Below are 17,216 nucleotides of genomic sequence, written 5' to 3'. Positions count from 1 at the left end.
TTATGTTGATTCATGACAAAACCTTCGCTTAGAACCTGGCTGATCGACAGACCGTCCGCGTCGCCGGAGAGCATGATCGTGCGGTGCCTGAGTGAGCGCGGTATACTCTCCGCATCGCAGATTACACGCGTCACCGGTCTGGCGCGCTCGACGGTCTCAACCGCGCTCAACGGTTTGAGAAAATCGGGGATGGTGATCGAAGCCCCGGCCAACCGGGACGGGGTCAGAAGCATCGGCAGGCCGGCTGCGGCCTTGACGCTCAATCCGACAGCGGGCACTTGCGTTGGAATTCACCTGGCTCTTCAGGAGATACGGCTCATCGTCGCCGATGTCTCGCATTCCGTCATTGCCGAACAAATTATCTCGATGCCTCTGGACTACCAGCCGCAACAGGCGGCCCAGATGGTCAAATCGGCAATTGCCCAATCTTACAAGGAAAACGGTTTGCCGGTGGCCGGGCTCCTGGGGGTTGGGGTGTCCGTCTCTGGCCCTGTCAGCCGCGATGGAGTGGTGCTGCGCGCGAGCATGGTTCCAACCTGGGCCGGCGTCAACATACGAGATGTGTTCGGACCCGTCCTGGAGCAGCCGATCTTCGCCGACAACGAAAGCAACTGCTCGGCCATTGCGGAGCTGATGTGGGGTGCGGCCATCGGCCAAGACGATTTCGTGCTGTTCAAGATCGATCTGGGTGTCGGTGGGGCCATTGTCCAGCATGGCCGGCTGGTGACGGGCATCGCCGGCGGCGCCGGCGAATTCGGGCACATCAGCATCGATCCCGGCGGCGATCTTTGCCGCTGCGGCAATCGCGGATGCCTGGAGCTCTATGCGAGTTTTGCCCGGCCACTGGAACAGATCTCGCGTATCGTGCGGCGGCAAGTCACCATGGGCGACGTCATCACGATGGCAGAGCAGGGGGACATCCGGGCGTTGCGGATGATCGAGGATACCGCCGAGATCGCCGGCCGGGGTCTCGGCTTGATCGGCTCGGTGCTTAATCCGCCGCTCATCATCATCGGCGGCCACATGGCTTTAGCTGGCGACATTCTGTTGACGCCGCTGATCGCGTCCTATGAACGCCACACGCTCATCAAGTCCCGCGATATCGCTCCGGCCCTGCGCACGCGGATAATCGTAGGCAAGCACACCGAAAACGATGCGTTGCTGGGCGCCGTCGGCCTCGTGCTGAGACATCAGACAGAGGGACTGTCGATCGGCTGATCGGCCAGACCGCTCAGAGAATGGTTCCGGGAGCTAACGACGCTCAAGAAGCTGGCGAACTATAGTACCGAAGGCTGGGTCTGCAGCCAGCTTGTCCCGCCATCGTATCGGAGCGAGCATCTGGCACGGCTAGTCGAACTGACGATTGCCAGACCAGCGACACCTGTTGCAGGCGCGAGTCTCCATTGCACGTGCACGGTTTCCGCTATAAAAAAATCGACCGGCTCGCATTCAAGCTTTGCCTATCGGATGGCTCAATCGGCCAGCCTCTAAAAATATCCACGAGCGTCGGATCAAAATCGCCACTGGCACGTTTAGCCTAGTTAAGCAGGATGGATATGGCCAAGCCGAGATTCCCTATTGTCGGCATCGGCGCTTCGGCCGGCGGCATCCCCGCCATGGAAGAACTCTTTCATGGGGTCCCTTCCAGCCTTGGCGTTGGCTTTGTTATCGTTACGCATTTAAGTCCGGAACGCGAGAGCCTCCTGCATGAAGTGGTTGGCCGATATACCGACATTCCCGTCAAGGTCGCCGAGGATGGGATCGAAGTTCGGCCCGACGTCATTTACGTCATGCCGCCCAATGCGATCTTAACGATCGAAAACACCGCGCTCAGACTACGGCACCCGAACTCCGTATCGAGAGAGCGCAAGCCGATCGACATCTTCTTTAGCGCGCTGGCTGAGGACCACGGGGAATACGCGGTCGGAATTGTTCTGTCCGGCGGAGATTCGGACGGGACGCTGGGTGTGAAGGCGATCAAAGAGCATGGCGGACTGACGCTCGCTCAAATCCCCGACGGGTCTGGGCCGCGTAATCCGGACATGCCTCAAAGCGCCATCGGTTCAGGGTTGATCGACATTGCCGTCCCAGCACGCGATATGGGAGAAAAGCTTGCCGAATTCGCGCGCAGTTTCGAATTGGTGGACGACCCGGTGGCTGACGGCAGGGCGGAGGAGGGGAGCGTCCGCGACGCGCAAAATGAAATATACGCCATCCTGCGCAGCCACTCCGGACATGATTTCTCGGGTTACAAGCCGAAGACGGTGCTTCGTCGCGTCAGGCGCCGCATGCAGATCAAGCAGCTCAGCTCGATCGATAGGTATGTCGACCTGCTGCGCTCGAGCGCAGACGAGGTCCGCTTCCTGTTTCGCGACTTGTTGATCAACGTCACCAACTTTTTTCGCGACACCGATGCCTTCAAGATTTTGGAAGATACGGTGATCCCAAAACTGTTCGAAGGCCGCGACGCCAATGACACGATCCGCATCTGGGTTCCCGGGTGTGCGACGGGAGAAGAGGTCTTCTCGATCGGCATGCTGATGCGTGAGCACATGGACACGCTGCCGGTGGTGCCGCGTGTGCAGATATTCGCAACCGATATCGATGACGCCGCACTGAGTGCCGCCCGCTCGGGACGCTATACCGAACCGTTGCTGGCCGGGGTTTCACCCGAACGTCGCGAACGCTTCTTCAACAATGACGGCACCAGCTTTGTGCTGCATAAGAGCGTGCGCGATCTTTGCATCTTCTCTGCCCACAACGTCATTCGCGATCCGCCGTTCTCACGCATGGACATGGTCTCATGCCGAAATCTGTTGATCTACTTCGGGCCCGACGTTCAAAAGCAGGTCATTCCGACATTTCACTACTCACTGAAGCCAGGCGGCTATCTGTTCCTCGGCACGTCGGAGAGCCTGAGCCAACACAGCGAACTGTTCGCGCCGGTCGACAAGAAGCATCGCATCTTCAAGGCACGCGAACACGCAGCGCCGCCGCGCCTGCCCCTTCTGCTTAATGCAGCGTCTTCGAGCAGCCAGCTAAAAGGCGGCGACGCCCGTGCGGGGCGCGGCTTGTCCTATTCGCTGCGCCAGGTCGTCGAAGCTCAGGTACTGGAGCGCTTCGCGCCAGCCCATGTCGTCGTCAACGGCGAAGGAGATGTCGTCTATTATTCCGGCAGAACGGGCAAGTATCTTGAACCGCCGCAAGGTGTGCCGAGCCGTCAATTGCTGACGATGGTGCGCAGTGGGCTGCGCCTGGAACTGCGTGGCGCGTTACGGGAAGCGGCCGAAAACAGGCGTCCCGTCGTGCGGGAGGCGATTGCCGTTGAGGAGGACGACGACCGCGTCCAGTTTGTAACCTTGACCGTCGAACCTCTGGCCGATCGCGGAAGCGAACCGCTTTTCCTTGTCCTTTTCGAGCCGGTCGGGCGTTCGCAGCCGCGGACGGCCCAGACGGGTTCCCAGTCGGCGGCCGGCGGATTGGCGGATCTGGAGCGCGAGCTGCGCGACACCCGCGAGCGCCTGCAATCGACAATCGAAGAGTATGAAACCGCGCTGGAGGAACTCAAATCCTCCAACGAGGAATTGGTCTCGGTCAATGAGGAAGCGCAGTCGTCCAACGAGGAGCTCGAAGCCTCCAAGGAGGAGATGCAGTCCCTCAACGAGGAGCTGAGCACGATCAATGCCGAGCTGGTATCGAAGGTCGAGGATCTCGATCGCGCCAACAGTGACCTGAAGAACCTGTTCGACAGCACCAAGATTGCGACTGTCTTTCTTGATCCGAGGCTGGTCATTCGAAGCTTCACGCCGGCTGCTTCTTCATTCTTCAATCTGCTGCCGAGCGATGTCGGTCGTCCGCTTACCGATCTTGCCAGCCGGCTCGATTATCCGCAGTTGCGCGAACACATCGCGCAGGTTTTTCGGTCAGGCGAGATGATCGAGCATCAGCTTTCGCGCGATGGTGACGGCGTTCACTATCTCGTCCGCCTAATCCCCTACCGGGATGCCGTCGGCAAGATACAGGGCGTCGTCGTGACCTTCGTTGACGTCACGACCCTGGCCCAAGCGGAAGCTCATCAGCGGGTCCTCATCTCCGAGCTCAATCATCGGGTCAAGAACATGCTGGCTGTTACCGTGAGCATTGCCAGCCAGACCCTGAAGAATGCTGAATCGCCGGAAGTCTTTGCCGAAGCGCTGATCGGCCGCCTGCAGGCGATGGCGAGGGCCTACGGCGTGCTGTCGCGTGAAAGCTGGAAAGAGGCTTCGGCTGAGGAGATCGTTCGGCAGGAGTTAGAACCCTTTGGTTTGGAGCGCAGCACCAGGGCTGGTGATGACGTCCGTTTGAAACCCCAACAGGCTCTTTCCCTTGGAATGGTTGTCCACGAACTGGCGACCAATGCCGCCAAATACGGAGCGCTATCCTCGGCGAGCGGCAAGGTGTCAGTCACTTGGTCCGTCCTTGGCCAGGAATTCCGCTTGGAATGGACTGAAACGGGCGGCCCACCGGTCAAGCAGCCCGAAAACTCCGGATTTGGCTTGGCTCTGGTCAAAGGGGAAATCGAATACCGGCTGGGCGGCAAATTCGAAACAGCTTACGACTCCGACGGTTTTAAGCTGCGATTGGCGTTTCCACTCGATCGCCGGGAGACGGCGGTTGGCTAACGCACGGATTCTGGTTGTTGAGGACGAGTGGCTGATCGCCGAGGATCACAAGGATGTTCTCGAAAAAGCGGGCTATGAAGTCGTGGGACCTGCCGCATCCGTACGCAGCGCGATCGGGCTGATCGAAAACGAAGTTATCTCGGCGGCGGTGCTGGACATCGGTCTCAACGGCGAGACGAGCGCTGCGCTGATACCATTCCTTACAGAACGAGACATTCCGTTCGTTTTTGCGAGCGGATATGTGCCGCCGGACGTTCCAATGGAATTACGTGCCTATCGGATACTGCCAAAGCCTGTGCTGGCCCTTACGCTCATTCAAGCCGTTAGCGGCATGCTTAATGGCAGCGGCGCTAGTCATACCGCCTGTTGACAGGCGCGAACTTGACGAAGCCGCCACTGGGGACTCCTCCGCCAATGTCCCTCGGCGCTAGCGAGATGGCGCCGAAGTCGTCATCACGCGGACCGGCACCGACTTTGCCGCCGGCACATGTGCCTTTTCGGCTCGGTGCCACAGCGGAATGAGCGGATTGAGCTCGGGATAATAGCCGGCACAATCGCCGCGTGGAATGGAATAGGGAGTGACGCGCAATCCGTGTACACGGCGCTCGACACCGTCGCCTGCCGCAGATTCCAGATCGATCTCCTGTCCGTCATGGAGTCCCAGCCGTTCGATATCGTGCTCGTTCATGAGCAACACCATGCGCGTCCCGTCGATGCCGCGAAGGCGATCGCGGTAGCCGTAGACGGTGGTGTTGAATTGATCGTTGGAGCGAACCGTGATCAGCGTCAGCACGTTGGATTGCGAGACGTCAATGTCCGGATCCGTTTCCAGCATCGTCGGCGGCTTGAAGTTGGCCTTCTTGTTGGGGGTCTGCCACACCCGCTTCGAAGCCTTGATATCGCGGTGAAACCCGCCCGGCGCCAGGAAGCGTTTGTTGAAGTCCTTGAAGTGATCCGGATAACAACGTTCGATCTCGTCCCGCACGCGGGCATAGTCGGCTACCCATTCATCCCACGGAATCGAGCTCTTGCCGGCAACTGTCGCTTTGGCGAGTTCGGCGACGATCCGCGGCTCGGAGAGCAGGTTGGGTCCGGCTGGCGTGCGATGGCCGAAGGAGCCATGGATGCAGGCGGTGGAATCCTCGATGGAGACATGTTGCTCGCCGGTAGCCTGCAGGTCCTTCTCGATGCGCGAAAGGCAGGGCAGCAAATAGGTGACGGCTCCCGGTATCAGGTGACTGCGGTTCAGCTTCGTGGCGATCTGGACATGCAATCTCAGGTGCCGCCAGGCGTCTTCGACGAGCCCGGTTTCCGGGACGGCCCGTACGAAATTGCCGCCCAGTCCAATGAACGCCTTCACCGAGCCGTCGATCACGCCTTCGCATGTTTCGACGGTGTCGCGCCCTTTCTCGCGTGGCGGTTCGAACCGATAAAATTCGGCAAACTTGTCGAGCGGCACCAGCTCGGGCTTTTCGGAGATGCCGACGGTTCTTTGGCCTTGAACATTGGAATGGCCGCGAAGCGGGGACACGCCGGCGCCCGGTTTGCCGATATTGCCGCGCATCAGGAGCAGGTTGCAAAGCATGTGGACGTTTTCGGTCCCGTGCCGGTGCTGCGTCAGGCCCATGCCGTAATTGCCGATGACCGCCGAAGCCTTGCTGTAGATGTCCGCCACATGCTCGAGGTCGGCGCGCGCGATGCCCGAACGCATCTCGATTTTTTCCCACGGTGTGCGGCGTAGATAGGCCTCGAACGCATCGAAACCTTGCGTGTGTTCTTCGATGAAAGCGGTGTCGAGGACGCGCGGCGCGCCGGTCCGCCTCGCCGCGTCGTCGAGCGCGAGAACGGCTTTCGCAATGCCGGTCATGGCGGCGATATCGCCGCCGCCGCGGATCTGGAAGAAGTCGCTGGACATCTTTGTGCCGGCGCCCGGCGACAGCATTTCAATTGGGTTCTGCGGATTCTTGAAACGTTTCAGGCCGCGTTCCGGCAATGGATTGAACGTGATGACGGGTATGCCGCGCTGGCGCGCGTCCTCGATCGGGTGGAGCAATCGCGGCGCGGTCACGCCGGTATTGTGGCCGAAGAAGAACATCAGGTCGCAACGGCTGAAATCCTCCAGTTGCACGGTGCCGACCGGCGAGCCGATCGACTCAGGCAGGCCGACCGAGGTCGACTCGTGGCACATGTTCGAAGAGTCCGGCAGATTGCTCGAGCCGTAGATGCGTGCGAAGAGCTGATACATGAACGATGTCTCGAGCGAAGCGCGGCCCGAGGTGTAGAACACGACCGATTTCGGATCGAGTTGGCTCAGCTCTTCGCCGATATCCCGGAATGCGGCCTCCCACGCCACCCGCTCATATTTGTCGGTGACCTCGTTGTAGCGCATCGGCTCGAGCAGGCGACCCTGCTTTTCCAGATCGTGATCGGGCCAGTCGAGCAGCTCGTTCACGGAATGCGCGGCGAAGAACTCCGGGCCGCAGCGCCGCTTCGTCTGATCCCAGATCGTCGCCTTGGCGCCATTCTCGCAGAACTCGAACGGGCGCGGCTCGGCAGGCTTCGCCCAGGAACAGGAGACGCACATATAGCCGTCCGCCTTGTTCTGCTTGAGCAGCGTGCTCCAGATGCCGGACGTCAGCAGACCTTCTGCGCGAGCCTTGCGGATCAGCGATCTGAGGGATCCCCATCCGCCGGTCGGGTGATTGTATTTGCGGATTTCGATGTGGTTGGTGGTAGAGGGCCTCATGGTGGAACTCGGTCGGCTATCGCTTTGATCTCCAACCCTTCTGGCGCCGCTATGTTCCAGTGCCGGCGAACGCTGCGGCAGAGTCGTTTTGCGCGAGATGGGCCGCCAGGCCTGCTCAGCTGTCGACAACTGCCCGCCGCGAACCTGTTGCGGCAGCGGAACATTTGACCCCTTTACCGGTTAGCCAAGACCGGGCGCTTAGCGCATCACCGGCAACCCCGGCTGCGGGAGCATTGCCTTCGATCCGGGAAGGAAGACCAATGTCAGGCACCGATTTGTGGTTCATCGTCGTCGCGGGCGGTCCCCTCATTCTTTTGCTCGTGATCGTCTACGTTCTCCTCACCCGCCGGCGCCGCGGACCGGCGGAGCAACGCGAAAGCGACCGGGCAGCCGAGCGTCTGTACCGGGAGAAAGGCGACTAGAGCGGTCCGCCTCGCCGGCGCCGCATCCAAGGCAGTGTCGTTGAGGGCGGAACAACGCGGGCCCGTCGCAATTATCGAAGCGGACGTGAAGATCGACACCGGAGCAACGGTTGATGGCCAACGACGAGTTGCCGGGAGTGCTGGCGACGCTGCCTGTGATCGACGCCAAGGCGGAGCCGACGCCGAAGAGCGCGGAGGCGGAAGCGTTCTATACGCAGGCGATCCGCGAGCTCGCCGCCACCGACATTCCTTTTCTGGTTGCGGGGACCTATGCGGTGAGCGCCTATACCGGCGTCGTGCGCCAGACCAAGGACCTCGATATCTTCTGCAAGGCCGGCGATTGCGCGCGCGTCCTCGCCCATTTCAAGGATATCGGCTACGCCGTCGAGATTGAGGACGATCGCTGGCTGGGGAAGGTCTTCGAAGGTTCGCATTTCTTCGATGTGATCTTTGCATCGGCCAATGGCACCATGCTGGTCGACGACCAGTGGCTGGAGCATGCCCGCCAGGTCGAGCTGCTCGGCAGCCGTGTCCGGATCATCGGACCGACGGAGCTCATCTGGTCGAAATGCTTCATTCAGGACAGGGGTCGTCATGATGGCGCCGACATCGCCCATACCATTCTCAAGGCGCATGACCAGATCGACTGGCAGAGGCTGCTTTCCTATCTCGACGTCCACTGGGAGGTGCTTTTGATGCAGCTGCTCAACTTCCGCTGGATCTATCCGAGCGAGCGCGACCTTGTCCCCGACTGGCTGCTCGACGAACTGCTCGAGCGGCTGGCCACACAGCGGCGGCTGCCGTCGCCCAGAATGAAGATCTGCCGTGGCCGGCTGCTGTCGCAGATCGATTATGAGATCGACGTCAAGGAATGGGGCTTCGCAGGCGTTGGCGGCGTTGGAGAATTCCGCGATGGCTGAACAAAGCAAGGCAGACCGCAAAGCGGACGGAAACGGCAAGGTCAAAGTCGCCGCTGTGGGCGATCTGCATGTTCAGGAAGATGCGCAGACCTCCTACCGCGATCTGTTCGGCGAGGTTTCGCGCGAAGCCGATGTCCTGGTGCTTACCGGGGATCTCACCAATCTTGGCAAGCCGAAGGAGGCCGAGCTTCTGGCGGAGGATCTGCGGGCCTGCTCGATTCCCGTGGTTGCGGTGCTCGGCAACCACGACTACGAATCCGGTTGCGCAGAGCAGATCGCGGCGACGCTTCGCCATGCCGGCGTTCATCTCCTCGACGGACAGGCGACGGAGCTGATGGAGGTCGGCTTTGTCGGCGTGAAGGGCTTTGTCGGCGGTTTCGGCCCGAGGATGCTCGGGTCCTTCGGTGAGCCGGCAATCAAGGCCATGGTGGCCGAGAGCGTCAGCGAGGCGATGCGGCTCGAAAATGCCATGCGGCAAGTCCGCGCCAAGCGCACGCTTGTGGTGCTTCACTACGCACCGATCGCGGAGACGGTCGCCGGCGAGCCGCCGGAAATCTTCCCGTTCCTCGGCTCTTCCCGGCTTGCGGAAACGATCGACCGGTTCAAGGTGAGCGCCGTCGTGCATGGGCATGCTCATCGCGGCACTTTCGAAGGCCAAACTCCCGGCGGCGCGAAAGTTTACAATGTCGCCATGCATATCGCGAAACCGACCGGCCGGCCTTACGCACTGCTCGAGATCTGAGCCGGCCAGCGATTTGGTGACCGGCTAGACTTCGTCAAACCGGCTGCCTTCCTTGGAAGGATCCTTGGACAGCACACGCTCTTCCTGATCGTCGGGCAAGGCTTCGTCACTTTCCTGGAAGGGGTTATCGTCATCCTCTTCCGGCGGGTCGCCTTCCGCTTCAGCATCATCCTGCGGGTCACCGTTCACGGCAACGCTGTCAGGCAGGATTCTGCCGCCCTCCAGGGCATCCCAGTCCTGCTGCTCGATGGTCGGGGCTTCGGTTTCTTCGGTCTTTGCAGGCCGCTGTTTGTCGCGCGGGTCCATGACGTTCTCCAATGCTGAGCTTCGAGTGAAAAACCCTTCGCCGAAACAGTTGTTCCGCTTCTTATCCAATCACGAACGGTTGGCGCGACTGCCCGGCACCGGCCTTCCCATCATCGGCAGCGTGCCCGGTCATCCGCGAATTCATGCGGTGATGGGCTATGGCGGCAACGGGATCACCTTTTCACAGATTGCTTCCGAGATCGTTTCCGCCTCGATCGCCGGCGCACAGGATGCCGATGCGGATCTCTTCGCTTCAAAACGTGTTCTGAGAGCCATCGTTGCGAGCGGATTGGAAGCTATTCGATCTGCTCGAACGTGCATTGGCTCGGCGCCTTGTCGGGTCGCCAGCGCAAGAGCCTCGTGCCGTGCCGGAAACGGCCGCCGGTAACATGGTCGAAGCGGACCTCGACGACCAGTTTTGGCCGCACCGGTTCCCACTCTCCGCTGCGTTCGGTGCTCCATCGGCTCGGCCCGCCCGGTGCCTTGCCGGTGAAGCCTGACCCGCCACGCAATTTTTCGAGCCTCTCGGTGAGAGCGGCGCGCTCGCCACTGGCGATGGTCGAGGTGAAGCCGACATGATCGAGCTGCCCATTGTCGTTGTAGAGGCCGAGCAACAGCGATCCGACTAGCCGCGTACCATTGAGATAGCGAAAGCCGCCGACCACGCAATCGGCCGTGCGCAGCCGTTTTACCTTGATCATAGCGCGCTCGCCGGGCCGATATGGCTCGTCGAGCCCCTTGGCGACAACCCCGTCGGTCGAACCCTGGCCCGAGCCCCGCAGCCATTGCTCGGCAGTCGCAATGTCGGTGGTCGATCGCGACAGCCGCAGCGCTGCGCCTGCGTAGCCGGACAAGAACGTCTCCAATGCCGCGCGTCGGTCCGCCAGGGGCGCTTCGAGCATGATCTTGCCGGTCGGCGCGACAAGCATGTCGAACAGGATCAATCGCGCCGGCGTCTCCATGCTCAGCTTGCGAATGCGGCTTTCCGCCGGATGCAGCCGCATCTGCAACGCGTCGAAGGAAGCGCGACCGTCGATCTCGATCACGATCTCGCCGTCGACGACGAAATCCTTGGCGTCGAGCCTTCGCACCATGGTGATCAGCTCCGGAAAGTAGCGCCCGAGCGGCTTGCCGGACTTTGCGCGAAGATCGACGTCCTCCTTGCCCTTGAAGGCGAGGCAGCGGAAGCCATCCCATTTCGGCTCATACTGCCAAGGCCCGTTCTCCGTCGGCAACGTTTCCGCAGTTCGCGCTTCCATTGGCGGCGTGTCCAACGGCAATGGGAAGCTGTTTGCCCGCGCGGCTACCATCGCTCTTCCGTATCGCGATGAGGCAGGTCGATGCCGCAGCAAACCCAGCCGAGCCGCTGCGAAGATCCGTAATTGTATTGCGGCTCAAGATCGGCCGGATTGTCGAAGGTTCCGACATGCAGCGCGATCTCGCTGAGGGCTGCGTCGTAGGCCAGGGTAAGAGGAGAGCCGCAAACCTGGCAGAAGCCGCGTCTGGCGAGAGGTGATGAGCGCCGGAAGCACGGCTCGTCGCCCAGCCATGACACGTCGGCACAAGGCAGCCAAGCGAGCACCGCGAAGGCGCTGCCGGTCGCGCGGCGGCACATGTCGCAATGACAGTAGTGCACACGTGGATTGCCGGTCACGCGGTAACGGATCTTGCCGCAGAGGCATCCGCCTGAACGTTCGCCAGTCGCCGCGTTGGTGAGAGTCTCTGCTGCATCCATTCAGCTTGAACGGTCGGCGCGGGATCTGGTTTCCGGCGGGAACAGCCAACGAACCAAAGCGTTGTTCAACATTCCAAGGACCAGGCCTTGATCTCCAATCACCACTGCCGCGCGTTGCCGTACATGCATTTCCGCTTCATCCCGCTTCCGCCGAGCCGAATTTATCGGGTGTTCTGATGTCAGCTCCGGGCTTGACCTATGGGCCGCTTGGCGATCACTGCGCCCATCTTTGTGTCGACATGCAAAAGCTGTTTGCCGAGCCGTCGGAATGGGCGACGCCCTGGATTACCCGGGTCCTTCCGAGAATTGTGAGTCTGGTCGAAAGAAAGGCCGAGCAGACGATCTTTACCCGCTTTATTCCGGCGGCGCGGGCGGGGCAGGGCGTAGGCACCTGGAGACGCTACTACGAGCGATGGGCCTCGATGACGGTCGAAGCCGTCGGCCCGCAGATGGTGGACTTGCTGCCGGCGCTGCGCGCATTTTGCCCGCCGGCCCAAGTGATCGACAAGCATGTCTATTCGCCCTGGCCGGAGGGCAGACTGCAGGCTGAGCTTGCCGGCCGAGGTGTCGATACTTTGGTGATCACCGGCGGCGAAACCGATGTCTGCGTTCTAGCCACCGTTCTGGGAGCGATCGACGTCGGCTACCGCGTCGTGCTGGTCACGGATGCGCTTTGCAGCTCTTCCGACGCTACTCATGATGCGCTGATGACCGTCTATCACCAGCGCTTTGCCCAGCAGGTTGAGACGGTGGAGATGGAGGTCGTTCTCTCGGCCTGGAATTGAGAGGCTGCTCCGCCTCGAGATCGATCAGCGCAACGCCAAGCTCGGAACGCTTCCGGCGGCGCAGGTGGCCAGGCGATTCCAGCACCGTGACCTCCAGCGTGGGTCGCACGTAGCCTTCCAGCAGGTGTCCGCCCCGCGTCGACCCATCGCCGAGGCCGAGCACGGCATGCACGTGAGGACTGGGTTTGCCTTTATCGTCGACGGCAATGTCGCCGATCGCGCTCAACACCTCGCACTGCTCATCGACAGGAATCCTGCGATAGGATTTCGACTGGAAATCGAACCAGCCGACCACCGCCTTCTCGAATGCCCCGATTGCGGTCAGGGATGCAGCGGTCATCCCCTGCTCGACCGCAAAGGCGGTCAGGCAAGCGAAAGCTTCTTCGCCCGGGTCAAGCACGACCACAAATGTCCTTTGTTCGGATGTCTCGCCAACCAGCTTCGATTTCATGATCAACTCGCTTCAACGGCCATCATCAAGGTCGAACTCGGAATCGGGCCGCGTGTTCCTTGCCCTGGTTCGGGAGCCGTGGAGCACCTTTTTGTGAAGTCGGCCGTTTCGGAACAATGCTTCGGCTCATTGGTTGGGCCCAATGACCAGCCAGCGACGGAGCGAGCGATGTCCAAGCCTTCAGCCTCCCATGTTGCTGCTCTCAACCGACGAAATTTCATGACAGGCACGGTGTCCGCCGCCGCGGCCGTGCCTCTGCTTGGCTCACAGGCCAAGACGCAAGAGGTCACACAGTCAGGGGCACGGCTAAGGGAGCCGGTCGTCACGACGTTGCGGATCAACAGGCAACGTCACGAGCTTTCGCTCGATCCAAGAACGAGCCTGCTCGACGCGTTGCGCGATCACGCCGGGCTCACCGGCACCAAGAAGGGCTGCGATCACGGCCAGTGCGGCGCGTGCACGGTGCTGGTCGACGGCAAGCGCGTGCTTTCTTGCCTGAGCTTCGCCGTGATGAACGACGGCAAGGATGTGACGACAATCGAAGGGCTCGCGTCCAGCGACGGCAAGCTGCATCCGATGCAGCAGGCCTTTATCGACCACGATGCCTTCCAATGCGGCTACTGCACGCCGGGCCAGATCATGTCGGCGATCGGCTGCGTCAATGAAGGTCATGCCGAATCCGAGAATGACATCCGTGAATATATGAGCGGCAATATCTGCCGCTGCGCCGCTTATCCCAACATCGTCGCCGCCGTTCTGCAGGCACGCGGCGAGACGAGAGGAGCATGAGATGCGACCTTTCGTCTATGAACGACCGACCGACATTTCGGCAGCGGTCGCGCTTGCGTCCAACTTCAACACCCGCGACGATCAGCCGACGCGAGCCAATGCGCAGTTCATCGCCGGCGGCACCAATCTCGCCGACTATATGAAATTAGGGGTCGCTGAGCCGAACCGTCTGCTCGACCTCAACCGGCTCGAGGAGCAAAAGCTCAGGCAGATCCGGGTAACGGAAGACGGCATCCGCTTCGGTGCCCTGGTGCGAATGGGCGAGGCTGCAGATCACCGCGAGGTCAAGGAGCGCTATCCGGTCATTGCCGAGAGTTTGCGTTTGGCGGCAAGCGGCCAGATCCGCAACATGGCAAGCCTCGCCGGCAATGTCCTGCAACGCACGCGCTGCGAATATTTTCGCGAGACGTCTTGGGCTTGCAACAAACGTATGCCGGGGTCGGGCTGTGCCGCGATGGAAGGCTTCAACCGGCAGCATGCGGTGCTGGGAGGCAGCGACTCGTGTATCGCCACCTATCATGGCGACTTCGCTCAGGCGCTGATCGCGCTCGACGCCGTCGTTCTCACCGAGGGTTCGCGCGGCGCGCGCAAAATCCCGTTCGCCAAACTGCATCGGCAGCCCGGGGATACGCCGCATATCGAGACGGATCTCGCCGCCGACGAGATCATCACTGCCATTGAGGTGCCGGCTCTGCCGTGGGGCCGGCGCTCGCTCTATCTGAAGATCCGTGACCGCGAATCCTATGCCTTTGCGCTGGCTTCGGCGGCCGTTGCTCTCGACCTCGACGGCGAGACTGTGCGCGAGGCACGCATTGCGCTCGGCGGCGTGGCGACCGTGCCGTGGCGCGCCAGCGCGGCCGAGGAAATCCTGCAAGGGAAGAAGCTTGACGATGCGTCGGCAGGAGCAGCGGCGGACGCCGCCTTCGCCGAGGCCCAGCCCCGCCAACACAACGCGTTCAAGATCGAACTCGGCAAGCGAGCATTGGTGCGCGCGCTGCTCGAAACCCGCGACATGAAGGTGTGACCATGGACGCTGCCGCTCCAAGACCCAAGGAAAACCAGGGTGAACCGCTGCCGCGCGTCGATGCGCGGTTGAAAGTCACCGGGCAGGCGCACTACCCCGCCGACCTGCCGGCCGCCAACATCGCCTATGGCGCGCTGGCCACCAGCAGCATCGCCAGAGGCAAGGTGACGAAGCTTCGTCTCGACGATGCCCGCGCTGTGCCTGGCCTGCTCGACATCGTCACCTATGGTGACATGGACAAGGTCGACAAGCCGAAATTCGGCAATTCCGGCGCCACATCGATCGGTCCACTGCATGACCGGACGATCTTCCATGACGGCCAGATCATCGCGCTCGCGGTTGCCGAGACTTTCGAGGCGGCCGAAGAGGCGGCGCAGTTGATCCGCGCCGAATATGAGGAGGACAGGCCGACCGCGAGCTTTGACAGTCCGGGCACGAAGACCGTTGCGGCGGCCGGCAAAAGCCCGATGTTCAAGGAGGACGTCAAGGCCGGCGACTTCGATGCAGCCTTTGCCGCGGCGGCGGTCAAGATCGACCAGCGCTATTCGACGCCCACCCAGCATCACAATCCGATCGAACTGTTCTCGACGACCGCGTACTGGCAGGGCGACCAACTCGTCGTGCATGAGCCTTCGCAGAACGTCACCGGCTGGAAAGTCGAGCTTGCCAGGCAACTGAAGATGGATCCGGCGAATGTGCGCATCGTAAGCCCCTTCATCGGTGGCGCGTTCGGCTCGAAAGGGCCGATGACGCCGCGCACCGCGATCGTTGCCGTTGCCGCCAAGCGGCTCGGGCGTCCGGTGCGTTGCGTGACAAGCCGCATGCAGGCTTTCGGCACCCAGACCTACCGGGCTGAAACGCGTCACCGCATCAGGATCGGCGCCGGCAAGGACGGCCGCATCACCGCTTTCGCGCATGAAGGCTGGGAGGTGACCTCGCGGCCCGATCTCTATGTCGTTGGCGGCACGTCGGCCACGGGCCGCATGTACGGCTATGGCTCGGTACTGACCCATGTCTCGCTGGTGCAGGCGGACCGCAACACGCCGGGCTACATGCGTTCACCGCCCGAGACGCCTTATGTTTATGCACTTGAAAACGCCATGGACGAGATGGCGGTGGCGCTTGGCATGGATCCGGTCGAGTTCCGCCGGATCAACGAACCGAAGACGGAGCCGATCGGCAAGAAGCCGTTCTCCAGCCGCTCGCTGATCCAGTGCTACGACCAGGCGGCGGAGGCCTTCAGATGGGCCAGGCGCGATCCGAAGATCGGCGCGATGCGCTACGGCGACTGGCTGATCGGCATGGGCTGCGCCACGGCAATCTATCCCACCGCCGTCGCGCCATGCGCGGCGCGCGTGCGCCTGACGGTCGATGGCGATGTGCGCCTGCAATGCGGTTCGCACGAGATCGGCACCGGCGTGCGCACCGTGGCCGGCCAGATGGCGTCGGAGCGGCTCGGCGTCGCTATCGACAAAATCAGTGTCGAAATGGGCGACAGCAGCCTGCCTCCTGCGCCCGTCTCAGGCGGCTCGATCTCCACGGCCAGCGTGTGTTCGGCGGTGCTCAAGGCCTGCGACGCTATCCGAACCAAGCTGTTTGCCGCCGCGACTGCCGAGGGCGGTCCGCTGGCCGGCTCCCATAATGAGGAATTCGAGCTTGCCGACGGGAAGATCGTGGCGAAGAGCGGCGCATCGGCCAAGGTCGAGGACGTCCTGAAAGCCATGCAGGTCGGCGCGATCGAGGAATATGCCGAGTTCGCGCCCAAGGGGGCGACGCCGGAGGCGCTGAAGAAGCTCTATGCGGGCACGCCGGAATTCCACGGCGGCGAGCAAGACGAGGATTCGGTGAAATATGCCTTCGGCGCCGAGTTCGTGGAAGTGCGCATCAATCGCTACACCAGGGAAATCCGCGTGCCACGCATCGTCGGCGCGTTCGCGGCCGGCCGCATCATGAACACGCGCACGGCGCGCAGCCAGCTGATGGGCGGCATGATCTGGGGCATCGGCCAGGCGCTGCATGAGGCGACCGAGGTCGACAGGCGCTACGCCCGCTACGTGAACCGCGACCTGCAGGACTACCTCGTGCCGGTCAATGCCGACATCAAGGACCTGCAGGTGATCCTGGTTCCGGAGATCGATCACGCGGTCAACCCAGCCGGCGTGAAAGGCTTGGGCGAACTGGGCAATGTCGGCACGGCCGCCGCCGTCGCCAGCGCGGTCTACCACGCGACGGGCAAGCGCATCCGTGACCTGCCGATAAGGATCGAGCAGTTGCTCGCTTGAGCATGCCTGCGATGCATGCGCACAGCTATTTTCTCTAATAGGGCGAAACCCATGTTTCACCTTGGCGTGTGGATGCTGCCGATCGCGGGCATCCCTCTGATCCTCATTCTGTTCTGGATGTATTTCCTCGCCAGGCGCCGAAGCCGGCGGCCGGCGGAGCGGAAGGGCGGTCCGTCACGAGAGACGGGGCGGCGTCGCAACGACCTGAAGCACTGAAGTCTTTAGCCCGGCTGGCCGATCTCTGTCACCCGGCCGGCAAAGCGTAGGCTATGACTTCGTCGCCGACCTTGGTTTCCGTGAAGTGGTGACCGCCGGAGCGGCTGCGGTTGCGGGTTAAATCCGCGACCCGTTCC

The 17,216-nt window shown here is 61.9% G+C and carries 15 protein-coding genes and 2 pseudogenes; 12 read left to right on the top strand and 5 right to left on the bottom strand.

The features are described from left to right. The first annotated feature begins 12 nt into the window (after window positions 1–12). The 3 genes from LB528_RS11170 (at window position 13) to LB528_RS11160 (ending at window position 5,031) form a co-directional block, all read left to right on the top strand. On the top strand, window positions 13–1,218 hold the full coding sequence (locus LB528_RS11170; protein ID WP_224714900.1) for an ROK family transcriptional regulator: 1,206 nt from the start codon (window positions 13–15) through the stop codon (window positions 1,216–1,218). Window positions 1,219–1,550: 332 nt separating this feature from the next. After that, the gene (locus LB528_RS11165; protein ID WP_411962142.1) at window positions 1,551–4,661 is read left to right on the top strand and encodes a CheR family methyltransferase; all 3,111 of its coding nucleotides are present in this window, start codon (window positions 1,551–1,553) and stop codon (window positions 4,659–4,661) included. Beyond that, entirely contained in the window at window positions 4,654–5,031 is a 378-nt protein-coding gene (locus LB528_RS11160) for a response regulator (protein ID WP_224514824.1), read from the top strand. The genes LB528_RS11165 and LB528_RS11160 overlap by 8 nt, the downstream gene beginning before the upstream one ends. Window positions 5,032–5,088: 57 nt before the next feature. On the opposite strand, the gene LB528_RS11155 is transcribed toward LB528_RS11160, so the two are convergent. Next, window positions 5,089–7,407 (bottom strand): FdhF/YdeP family oxidoreductase, encoded by a 2,319-nt coding sequence (locus tag LB528_RS11155; protein ID WP_224714898.1) that lies wholly within the window; start codon window positions 7,405–7,407, stop codon window positions 5,089–5,091. Window positions 7,408–7,667: 260 nt separating this feature from the next. On the opposite strand from LB528_RS11155, the gene LB528_RS11150 reads away from it, so the two are divergent. The 3 genes from LB528_RS11150 (at window position 7,668) to LB528_RS11140 (ending at window position 9,491) form a co-directional block, all read left to right on the top strand. Continuing rightward, window positions 7,668–7,829 carry a hypothetical protein gene (locus LB528_RS11150; RefSeq protein WP_224514820.1) on the top strand — a complete coding sequence of 54 codons (162 nt, stop codon included), beginning with the start codon at window positions 7,668–7,670 and terminating at the stop codon, window positions 7,827–7,829. Between the two features lie 113 nt (window positions 7,830–7,942). Next, window positions 7,943–8,749 carry a nucleotidyltransferase gene (locus LB528_RS11145; protein ID WP_224714897.1) on the top strand — a complete coding sequence of 269 codons (807 nt, stop codon included), beginning with the start codon at window positions 7,943–7,945 and terminating at the stop codon, window positions 8,747–8,749. Then, window positions 8,742–9,491, top strand: coding sequence for a metallophosphoesterase (locus LB528_RS11140; RefSeq protein ID WP_224714896.1), 750 nt, complete (start codon window positions 8,742–8,744; stop codon window positions 9,489–9,491). The genes LB528_RS11145 and LB528_RS11140 overlap by 8 nt, the downstream gene beginning before the upstream one ends. Before the next feature lie 24 nt (window positions 9,492–9,515). Here the strand turns inward: LB528_RS11140 and LB528_RS11135 are convergent, their stop codons facing one another. Continuing rightward, a complete protein-coding gene (locus LB528_RS11135) occupies window positions 9,516–9,797 on the bottom strand; it encodes a hypothetical protein (protein ID WP_224714895.1) in 282 nt (93 codons plus the stop codon). 97 nt (window positions 9,798–9,894) lie between these two features. Here LB528_RS11135 and LB528_RS11130 point away from each other — a divergent pair. Further along, window positions 9,895–10,059 (top strand): annotated as a pseudogene (locus LB528_RS11130) (FAD-binding oxidoreductase); the annotation flags it as partial. Between the two features lie 34 nt (window positions 10,060–10,093). Here the strand turns inward: LB528_RS11130 and LB528_RS11125 are convergent. Then, complete coding sequence (locus LB528_RS11125) at window positions 10,094–11,107, bottom strand: ATP-dependent DNA ligase (protein WP_224714894.1); 1,014 nt, start codon at window positions 11,105–11,107, stop codon at window positions 10,094–10,096. After that, window positions 11,101–11,532, bottom strand: coding sequence for a GFA family protein (locus LB528_RS11120; RefSeq protein ID WP_224514811.1), 432 nt, complete (start codon window positions 11,530–11,532; stop codon window positions 11,101–11,103). The genes LB528_RS11125 and LB528_RS11120 overlap by 7 nt, the downstream gene beginning before the upstream one ends. 176 nt (window positions 11,533–11,708) lie before the next feature. Between LB528_RS11120 and LB528_RS11115 the strand changes: the two genes are divergently transcribed. Continuing rightward, complete coding sequence (locus LB528_RS11115) at window positions 11,709–12,317, top strand: cysteine hydrolase family protein (RefSeq protein WP_224514873.1); 609 nt, start codon at window positions 11,709–11,711, stop codon at window positions 12,315–12,317. A gap of 7 nt (window positions 12,318–12,324) precedes the next feature. Here the strand turns inward: LB528_RS11115 and LB528_RS11110 are convergent. Next, a pseudogene (locus tag LB528_RS11110) lies at window positions 12,325–12,768 on the bottom strand (PPC domain-containing DNA-binding protein); the annotation flags it as partial. A 168-nt stretch (window positions 12,769–12,936) separates the two neighbouring features. Between LB528_RS11110 and LB528_RS11105 the strand changes: the two are divergent. From LB528_RS11105 to LB528_RS11090, 4 genes are read left to right on the top strand one after another with little or no spacing between them, the layout of a single operon-like run. Beyond that, the gene (locus tag LB528_RS11105; RefSeq protein WP_411962141.1) at window positions 12,937–13,557 is read left to right on the top strand and encodes a (2Fe-2S)-binding protein; all 621 of its coding nucleotides are present in this window, start codon (window positions 12,937–12,939) and stop codon (window positions 13,555–13,557) included. A gap of 1 nt (window position 13,558) precedes the next feature. Beyond that, on the top strand, window positions 13,559–14,581 hold the full coding sequence (locus LB528_RS11100; RefSeq protein WP_224714892.1) for an FAD binding domain-containing protein: 1,023 nt from the start codon (window positions 13,559–13,561) through the stop codon (window positions 14,579–14,581). A gap of 2 nt (window positions 14,582–14,583) precedes the next feature. Then, complete coding sequence (locus LB528_RS11095) at window positions 14,584–16,863, top strand: xanthine dehydrogenase family protein molybdopterin-binding subunit (protein WP_224714891.1); 2,280 nt, start codon at window positions 14,584–14,586, stop codon at window positions 16,861–16,863. A 51-nt stretch (window positions 16,864–16,914) separates the two neighbouring features. Then, window positions 16,915–17,079: a hypothetical protein gene (locus tag LB528_RS11090; RefSeq protein WP_224714890.1), complete on the top strand. Its 165-nt coding sequence runs from the start codon at window positions 16,915–16,917 to the stop codon at window positions 17,077–17,079. Window positions 17,080–17,216 lie beyond the last annotated feature (137 nt).

The organism is Mesorhizobium sp. CA4, from assembly GCF_020165075.1.
GTDB lineage: Bacteria > Pseudomonadota > Alphaproteobacteria > Rhizobiales > Rhizobiaceae > Mesorhizobium.
This window is presented reverse-complemented; position numbering and strand designations above follow the sequence as displayed.

Coding starts and splice junctions, on each gene's coding strand:
- LB528_RS11145 (WP_224714897.1), top strand. CDS start 7,943: ATGGCCAACGACGAGTTGCCGGGAGTGCTGGCGACGCTGCCTGTGATC.
- LB528_RS11100 (WP_224714892.1), top strand. CDS start 13,559: ATGCGACCTTTCGTCTATGAACGACCGACCGACATTTCGGCAGCGGTC.
- LB528_RS11170 (WP_224714900.1), top strand. CDS start 13: ATGACAAAACCTTCGCTTAGAACCTGGCTGATCGACAGACCGTCCGCG.
- LB528_RS11095 (WP_224714891.1), top strand. CDS start 14,584: ATGGACGCTGCCGCTCCAAGACCCAAGGAAAACCAGGGTGAACCGCTG.
- LB528_RS11155 (WP_224714898.1), bottom strand. CDS start 7,407: ATGAGGCCCTCTACCACCAACCACATCGAAATCCGCAAATACAATCAC.
- LB528_RS11140 (WP_224714896.1), top strand. CDS start 8,742: ATGGCTGAACAAAGCAAGGCAGACCGCAAAGCGGACGGAAACGGCAAG.
- LB528_RS11165 (WP_411962142.1), top strand. CDS start 1,551: ATGGATATGGCCAAGCCGAGATTCCCTATTGTCGGCATCGGCGCTTCG.
- LB528_RS11105 (WP_411962141.1), top strand. CDS start 12,937: ATGTCCAAGCCTTCAGCCTCCCATGTTGCTGCTCTCAACCGACGAAAT.
- LB528_RS11150 (WP_224514820.1), top strand. CDS start 7,668: ATGTCAGGCACCGATTTGTGGTTCATCGTCGTCGCGGGCGGTCCCCTC.
- LB528_RS11135 (WP_224714895.1), bottom strand. CDS start 9,797: ATGGACCCGCGCGACAAACAGCGGCCTGCAAAGACCGAAGAAACCGAA.
- LB528_RS11115 (WP_224514873.1), top strand. CDS start 11,709: ATGTCAGCTCCGGGCTTGACCTATGGGCCGCTTGGCGATCACTGCGCC.
- LB528_RS11120 (WP_224514811.1), bottom strand. CDS start 11,532: ATGGATGCAGCAGAGACTCTCACCAACGCGGCGACTGGCGAACGTTCA.
- LB528_RS11125 (WP_224714894.1), bottom strand. CDS start 11,107: ATGGTAGCCGCGCGGGCAAACAGCTTCCCATTGCCGTTGGACACGCCG.
- LB528_RS11090 (WP_224714890.1), top strand. CDS start 16,915: ATGTTTCACCTTGGCGTGTGGATGCTGCCGATCGCGGGCATCCCTCTG.